General features: G+C 69.5%; 5 protein-coding genes. 2 read left to right on the top strand and 3 right to left on the bottom strand.

What is annotated here, in order from left to right; all coding sequences use genetic code 11:
- Positions 1 to 37 precede the first annotated feature (37 nt).
- Entirely contained in the window at positions 38 to 1,225 is a 1,188-nt protein-coding gene (locus tag ACGFY9_RS15570) for a ricin-type beta-trefoil lectin domain protein (protein WP_393754365.1), read from the top strand.
- 59 nt (positions 1,226 to 1,284) lie between these two features.
- Here the strand turns inward: ACGFY9_RS15570 and ACGFY9_RS15565 are convergent, their stop codons facing one another.
- From ACGFY9_RS15565 to ACGFY9_RS15555, 3 genes are all read right to left on the bottom strand, one after another.
- Entirely contained in the window at positions 1,285 to 2,814 is a 1,530-nt protein-coding gene (locus tag ACGFY9_RS15565) for a helix-turn-helix domain-containing protein (protein WP_393754363.1), read from the bottom strand.
- Positions 2,815 to 2,900: 86 nt separating this feature from the next.
- Positions 2,901 to 3,098, bottom strand: a complete 198-nt coding sequence (locus ACGFY9_RS15560) for a DUF4236 domain-containing protein (protein WP_393754361.1) — start codon at positions 3,096 to 3,098, stop codon at positions 2,901 to 2,903.
- 70 nt (positions 3,099 to 3,168) lie between these two features.
- Complete coding sequence (locus ACGFY9_RS15555; RefSeq protein WP_393754359.1) at positions 3,169 to 4,077, bottom strand: class I SAM-dependent methyltransferase; 909 nt, start codon at positions 4,075 to 4,077, stop codon at positions 3,169 to 3,171.
- Positions 4,078 to 4,332: 255 nt separating this feature from the next.
- Between ACGFY9_RS15555 and acnA the strand changes: the two genes are divergently transcribed.
- Complete coding sequence (acnA, locus tag ACGFY9_RS15550) at positions 4,333 to 7,047, top strand: aconitate hydratase AcnA (RefSeq protein WP_393754357.1); 2,715 nt, start codon at positions 4,333 to 4,335, stop codon at positions 7,045 to 7,047.
- Positions 7,048 to 7,183: the final 136 nt, after the last annotated feature.

Here is a 7,183-nt window from a genome sequence, read left to right as displayed (position 1 = left end):
CCGGTCGTCACCCGATCACCTTTCTGGAAGGACCAGCATGTCCGGCAAGAACAGCCCGCAGCACCAGGCAGCGACGGGCGGGACGGAGCCCGCCCCGGCCCCGGACACCACCGCGGGCGGCGCCCCCGAGACCGAAGCGGCGGCACTCCCGCCGACCAGCGGCGAGACGACGGCCGCCCGCACCGGCGCCCCGGAGACCGCGGCGCAGGCGGAAGCGGCGCCGACACCTCCCGCGCAGCCCGCCGCGGCGGCCCAACTCCCCACCGCGGAAGCCGCCGTGGGCACCGATGAGGGTGCGACCCCCGAAGCCGCACCCGACACCCGTGCCGACCCCGACCAGGGCTCCGACGCCCTGGCCGTAGCGGCAACAGCCGAATCCGGAGGCGGAGTTGGAGCCGACGAGGACACCGCCGCCGCGGCCCCCGCCTTCGGCCGCCCCTCCCGAGGACTGCTCGCGGGAGCCGCGATAGCCGGCGCGCTGCTGATCGGCGTACCGTTCCTGGTGTCCGGTCTGCTCGGCCGGTCGAGCTCGGACTCGAAGCCGTCGGACCAAGTGGCCGACGCGGGCACGGTGTTGAACGGACAGACGACGGACAGCGGTGCCGGCGCCTACGGCTCGGCCAGCCCGGACCCGACCTCGCCGAAGGCGACCCCCTCGCACCCGAGCGGCGGCAAGAACACGGTGAAGAAGGGCGCGGGAGCCGCGGCCGCCGGTGCCGGTTCCGGTGCCGGAGTGATCGCGGGCAGTTCAGCCGAGGCCCCCAAGAAGGCGTCCTCCGGCGGGGGTTCGAAGAAGTCCACCACGACCAAGGTCACCGCCACCAAGACGGTGGTCGCCGCGCCCGGCACCACCATCTACAGCCACGCCTCCAACAAGTGCATCGAGATGGTGGGTCACAAGGGCGCCGACGGTTCGCCGCTGCAGATCAACAGCTGCACCGGCAAGAACTGGCAGAAGTGGGACTTCCGTTCGGACGGCACGATCCGCTCCATGGGCCTGTGCATGGACGTCGCCTGGGGCTCGTCGGCGAACGGCGCCGTGATCCAGATCGCGGTGTGCAGCGGCAACCCGGCGCAGCAGTTCCGCCTCAACTCCAGCAACGACCTGGTCAATCCGCAGGCCAACAAGTGCGTGGACGTCAAGGACCAGGGAACCGCCAACGGCACCCGGCTCCAGCTCTGGGACTGCAACGGCCAGGACAACCAGAAGTGGAGCACCCGCTGAACACGGCGGTGCCGCCGCACCGGTGAGGCACGGCGGCACCGCGGGCATCCACGATGTGCCTAGATGTCGCGGAAGATCTCGATCTGCGCCCCGATCGAGTTGAGCCGCTCCGCCAGATCCTCGTAACCGCGGTTGATGACATACACGTTGCGCAGCACGGACGTGCCCTCCGCCGCCATCATCGCCAGCAGGACGACGACCGCGGGCCGCAGCGCCGGCGGGCACATCATCTCGGCGGCTCGCCAGCGGGTCGGGCCCTCGACCAGCACCCGGTGCGGGTCGAGGAGTTGGAGCCGGCCGCCGAGGCGGTTGAGGTCCGTGAGGTAGATCGCGCGGTTGTCGTAGACCCAGTCGTGGATGAGGGTCTGGCCCTGCGCGACCGCCGCGATCGCCGCGAAGAACGGCACGTTGTCGATGTTCAGGCCGGGGAACGGCATCGGGTGGATCTTGTCGATCGGCGCCTCCAGCTTGGAGGGCCGGACCGTGAGGTCCACCAGGCGCGTACGGCCGTTGTCCGCGACGTACTCGGGCGTGCGGTCGTGGTCGAGGCCCATCTCCTCCAGGACCGCGAGCTCGATCTCCAGGAACTCGATGGGTACCCGGCGGACCGTCAGCTCCGACTCGGTGACGACGGCGGCGGCCAGCAGGCTCATCGCCTCGACCGGGTCCTCGGAGGGGGAGTAGTCCACGTCGACGTCGATGGTCGGCACGCCGTGCACGGTGAGCGTGGTGGTGCCGATGCCCTCGACCCGTACGCCGAGCGCCTCCAGGAAGAAGCAGAGGTCCTGGACCATGTAGTTGGAGGACGCGTTGCGGATGACCGTGACGCTCTCGTGGCGGGCGGCGGCCAGCAGCGCGTTCTCGGTGACGGTGTCGCCGCGCTCGGTCAGCACGATCGGCCGGTCGGGGGAGACGGCCCGGTCGACCTGCGCGTGGTACAGGCCCTCGGTCGCGGCGATGTCCAGGCCGAACCGCCGCAGCGCGATCATGTGCGGCTCGATCGTGCGCGTGCCGAGGTCGCAACCGCCCGCGTACGGCAGCTTGAAGCTGTCCATGCGGTGCAGCAGCGGGCCGAGGAACATGATGATCGAGCGGGTCCGGCGGGCGGCCTCCGCGTCGATCGACTCCATCTCCAGCTCGGCCGGCGGCACGATCTCCAGGTCGACACCGTCGTTGATCCAGCGGGTGCGGACGCCGATCGAGCCGAGTACCTCCAGAAGGCGGTACACCTCCTCGATCCGCGCGACCCGGCGCAGCACTGTGCGCCCCTTGTTGAGGAGCGAGGCGCACAGCAGTGCCACGCACGCGTTCTTGCTGGTCTTCACATCGATCGCGCCGGACAGCCGGCGCCCGCCGACCACCCGCAAATGCATCGGTCCGGCGTAGCCCAGAGAGACGATCTCGCTGTCCAGGGCTTCACCGATTCGAGCGATCATCTCAAGGCTGATGTTTTGGTTGCCGCGCTCGATGCGATTGACGGCGCTCTGACTGGTGCCGAGCGCTTCGGCAAGCTGCGTCTGTGTCCAGCCCCGATGTTGCCGGGCGTCACGGATGAGCTTGCCGATACGTACGAGGTAGTCGTCTGCCATGAGGCCGAGGTTATCTCAGATATGAGATGGCGCCTCCTGGGGGGTCCATTCGGGTGACGACCGGTCAGCAGTGCTGCCGGCTGCCGTCAGTCGTCCTTCTTGGTGCGCGTCCTGCGCCACCCGAACGGCCCGGGCAGGTCCATCGATGTCGTACGGCGCCCCGAGGTGCTGCGCGTGTAGCGCGGGCCGCCCTTGCCTCCTGTCGTGAACGACAGGGACCCCTTGTTGATGTTCAGCCGAAGCCAGGGAAGGACCCGGAAGCTCTTACGGAACGTGAGCGGCATACCCGCCCCCTTTCGTCTGGCAGCGGGTACCCCGAAGTCGGCCAATCATCCGAGGGCGAACGGGAGTTGCTCACTCCTCCGTGCTGTCTCCCAACTGGAAGTGCCAGATGACGACGACCGGCGATTCGTCCAGCGCGGCGGCGGACGCCTCGGGATCCCAGTGCAGGAGGTCCCAGGACATCCACGTGGGCAGCGGGTCCGGGGCGGCGCCGGGATCGAGGGAGTGGCGCGGCCGGCGGGGTTCCTCGCAGTGCCGGACCTGGAACCCGAGCGGGAGGGCGGCCGAGAGGTAGGCGCTGAGCGGGCGATGGTATTCGGTGAGCAGGGTCGCGCGGCCGTCCGGGCCGGGGCGCCGGGGGAGGGTGGGCCGGAAGTAGGACGACATGACGTGCGCGTCCGAGATCACGAGATGCCCGCCGGGCCGCAGCACGCGCGCGAACTCGGCCAGTACGACCGCCAGATCGGGGACGTGGGTCAACGCGAGCGCGCAGACGACGGTGTCGACCGCGCCGTCGGGAAGCGGCAGTTGACGCAGGTCGGCCTCGCGCAGATCGACGTCCGGCAGCCGCTCCCGTGCCCGCGCGAGCATCTCCGGCGAGGCGTCGACGCCGGTCACGCGATGGCCGAGCCGGTGCAGATGGGCGGTGTGCCGGCCGGTGCCGCACGCCGCGTCCAGTGCCGCGCCGACCGGCAGGCCGTCCAGGATGCGCCGGACGACGGGCTGCTCGATGTCGATCATCTGGTTGCCGGGGTCGTCGTAGTGCGGCGCCCAGTCCTGATAGACGTCGGCCGTACTGATCGCGCCGGGGACCGCTGTGACGCCCTCGGCGTCGGCGAGTTCCGGGGTCTCCAGCAGCCTGCGGATCTCGGCGATCCGGGCCTCGACGAAGGCCTGGTCGGCGCTTCTTTCCCGGAAGCCGCGCAGCAGGGCGGCGCCCTCAAGTCCCAGCAGATACCCGAGCGGGCTCAGATAGGTCACCCCGGGGACGGTACGGACACGCGGCGCGCCGGCTCCACCGGTTTTCGCGCGCGGCCGGGTCCGGGCATGACCAGCCCGCCCCCATGTACTAGAGTTATCTCGACATCGAGATATCTGCCGAGGTGCACCGCAGTCGCACACTCCGCCGATCCCAGTAGTAAGGCTTGCCTAACTTAGCCTTACCTTAGCGGATCGGCCAAGACGTCGTAGCGGCAGGATGCGGTGGGAACGCGCACATCAATGAAGGAGACTGTCGTGTCGGCGAACAGCTTCGACGCCCGCAGCACGCTGCAGGTCGGCGACGAGTCGTACGAGATCTTCCGCCTGGACAAGGTGGAGGGCTCGGCCCGGCTCCCCTACAGCCTTAAGGTCCTGCTGGAGAATCTGCTCCGCACCGAGGACGGCGCGAACATCACCGCCGACCACATCCGCGCCCTCGGCACCTGGGACTCGCAGGCCCAGCCGTCGCAGGAGATCCAGTTCACGCCGGCCCGTGTGATCATGCAGGACTTCACCGGCGTGCCCTGCGTGGTGGACCTCGCGACCATGCGTGAGGCCGTGAAGGAGCTGGGCGGCGACCCGGCGAAGATCAACCCCCTCGCGCCGGCCGAGCTGGTCATCGACCACTCCGTCATCGCGGACAAGTTCGGCACCCACGAGGCCTTCGCGCAGAACGTCGAGCTGGAGTACGGCCGCAACCGCGAGCGCTACCAGTTCCTGCGCTGGGGCCAGACCGCGTTCGACGAGTTCAAGGTCGTCCCGCCGGGCACCGGCATCGTCCACCAGGTCAACATCGAGCACCTGGCCCGTACGGTCATGGTCCGGGGCGGCCAGGCCTACCCCGACACCCTCGTCGGCACCGACTCGCACACCACGATGGTCAACGGCCTCGGTGTGCTGGGCTGGGGCGTCGGTGGCATCGAGGCCGAGGCCGCGATGCTCGGCCAGCCGGTCTCGATGCTCATCCCGCGCGTCGTCGGCTTCAAGCTCACGGGCGAGCTGACCCCGGGCACCACCGCCACGGACCTCGTGCTCACGATCACCGAGATGCTCCGCAAGCACGGCGTGGTCGGCAAGTTCGTCGAGTTCTACGGCGAGGGCGTCGCCGCCACCTCCCTCGCGAACCGCGCCACCATCGGCAACATGTCGCCGGAGTTCGGCTCCACCGCCGCGATCTTCCCGATCGACGACGAGACCCTGAAGTACCTGCGCCTGACCGGCCGCGACGAGCAGCAGGTCGCGCTCGTCGAGGCGTACGCCAAGGAGCAGGGCCTCTGGCTCGACCCGGCCGCCGAGCCCGACTTCTCCGAGAAGCTGGAGCTGGACCTCTCGACGGTCGTCCCGTCGATCGCCGGCCCGAAGCGCCCGCAGGACCGTATCGTCCTCGCCAACGCCGCCGAGCAGTTCAAGAGCGACGTGCGCAACTACGTCGCCGACGACGACGAGGCGGGCAAGGAGTCCTTCCCGGCCTCCGACGCCCCGGCCGCCAGCAACGGCGTCCCGACGAACCCGGTCACCGTGACCGCCCCCGACGGCTCGACCTACGAGATCGACCACGGCGCGGTGACGGTCGCGGCCATCACCTCCTGCACCAACACCTCGAACCCGTACGTCATGGTCGCCGCCGCGCTCGTCGCGAAGAAGGCCGTGGAGAAGGGCCTGACCCGCAAGCCGTGGGTCAAGACCACCCTCGCCCCGGGCTCCAAGGTCGTCACCGACTACTTCGACAAGGCGGGGCTCACCCCCTACCTCGACAAGGTCGGCTTCAACCTCGTCGGCTACGGCTGCACCACCTGCATCGGCAACTCCGGCCCGCTGCCGGAGGAGGTCTCCAAGGCCGTCAACGACCATGACCTGGCCGTGACTTCGGTGCTCTCCGGCAACCGCAACTTCGAGGGCCGGATCAACCCGGACGTCAAGATGAACTACCTGGCGTCCCCGCCGCTGGTCGTCGCGTACGCCATCGCCGGCTCCATGAAGGTGGACATCACCAAGGACGCGCTCGGCGTCGACCAGGACGGCAAGCCGGTCTACCTGGAAGACATCTGGCCGACCGAGGCCGAGGTCAACGACGTCGTCGCGAACTCCATCGGCGAGGACATGTTCAACAAGTCCTACTCCGACGTCTTCGCGGGCGACGCCCAGTGGCAGGCGCTGCCCATCCCGGAGGGCAACACCTTCGAGTGGGACGCGCAGTCGACCTACGTCCGCAAGCCCCCGTACTTCGAGGGCATGACGATGGAGACCACCCCGGTCTCCGACATCGACGGCGCCCGCGTCCTCGCCAAGCTCGGCGACTCGGTGACGACGGACCACATCTCGCCCGCCGGCGCCATCAAGGCCGACACCCCGGCCGGCAAGTACCTCACCGAGCACGGCATCGAGCGGCGTGACTTCAACTCCTACGGCTCGCGCCGAGGCAACCACGAGGTCATGATCCGCGGCACCTTCGCCAACATCCGCCTGCGGAACCAGGTCGCGCCGGGCACCGAGGGCGGCTTCACGCGTGACTTCACGCAGGCCGACGCCCCCGTCTCCTTCATCTACGACGCCTCGCGCAACTACATCGAGCAGGGCATCCCGCTGGTCATCCTGGCCGGCAAGGAGTACGGCTCCGGCTCGTCCCGCGACTGGGCCGCCAAGGGCACCGCGCTCCTCGGCGTCAAGGCCGTCATCGCCGAGTCGTACGAGCGCATCCACCGCTCGAACCTCATCGGCATGGGCGTCATCCCGCTGCAGTACCCGGCGGGCCAGTCCGCCGAGTCCCTCGGTCTCACCGGCGAGGAGTCCTTCTCCGTCGCCGGCATCACCGAGCTGAACGACGGCACCACCCCGAGCACGGTCAAGGTCACCACCGACACCGGTGTGGAGTTCGACGCGGTCGTCCGCATCGACACCCCCGGCGAGGCCGACTACTACCGCAACGGCGGCATCCTGCAGTACGTGCTGCGCAACCTGATCCGCAACTAGCGGCTCCGGCAAGGCAGTTGAGGGCCGCATCCCCGGCGACGGGGGTGCGGCCCTCCGCGTTCGTCCGCCGCACGTCCGCGCAGGTCATCGCCAGGACTCAGGTGGAACACAGGGTTCCCCCAGCGGACGGGGACAG

It is taken from the genome of Streptomyces sp. NPDC048504, assembly GCF_043200035.1.
In the GTDB taxonomy this organism is placed as follows: domain Bacteria; phylum Actinomycetota; class Actinomycetes; order Streptomycetales; family Streptomycetaceae; genus Streptomyces.
This window is presented reverse-complemented; position numbering and strand designations above follow the sequence as displayed.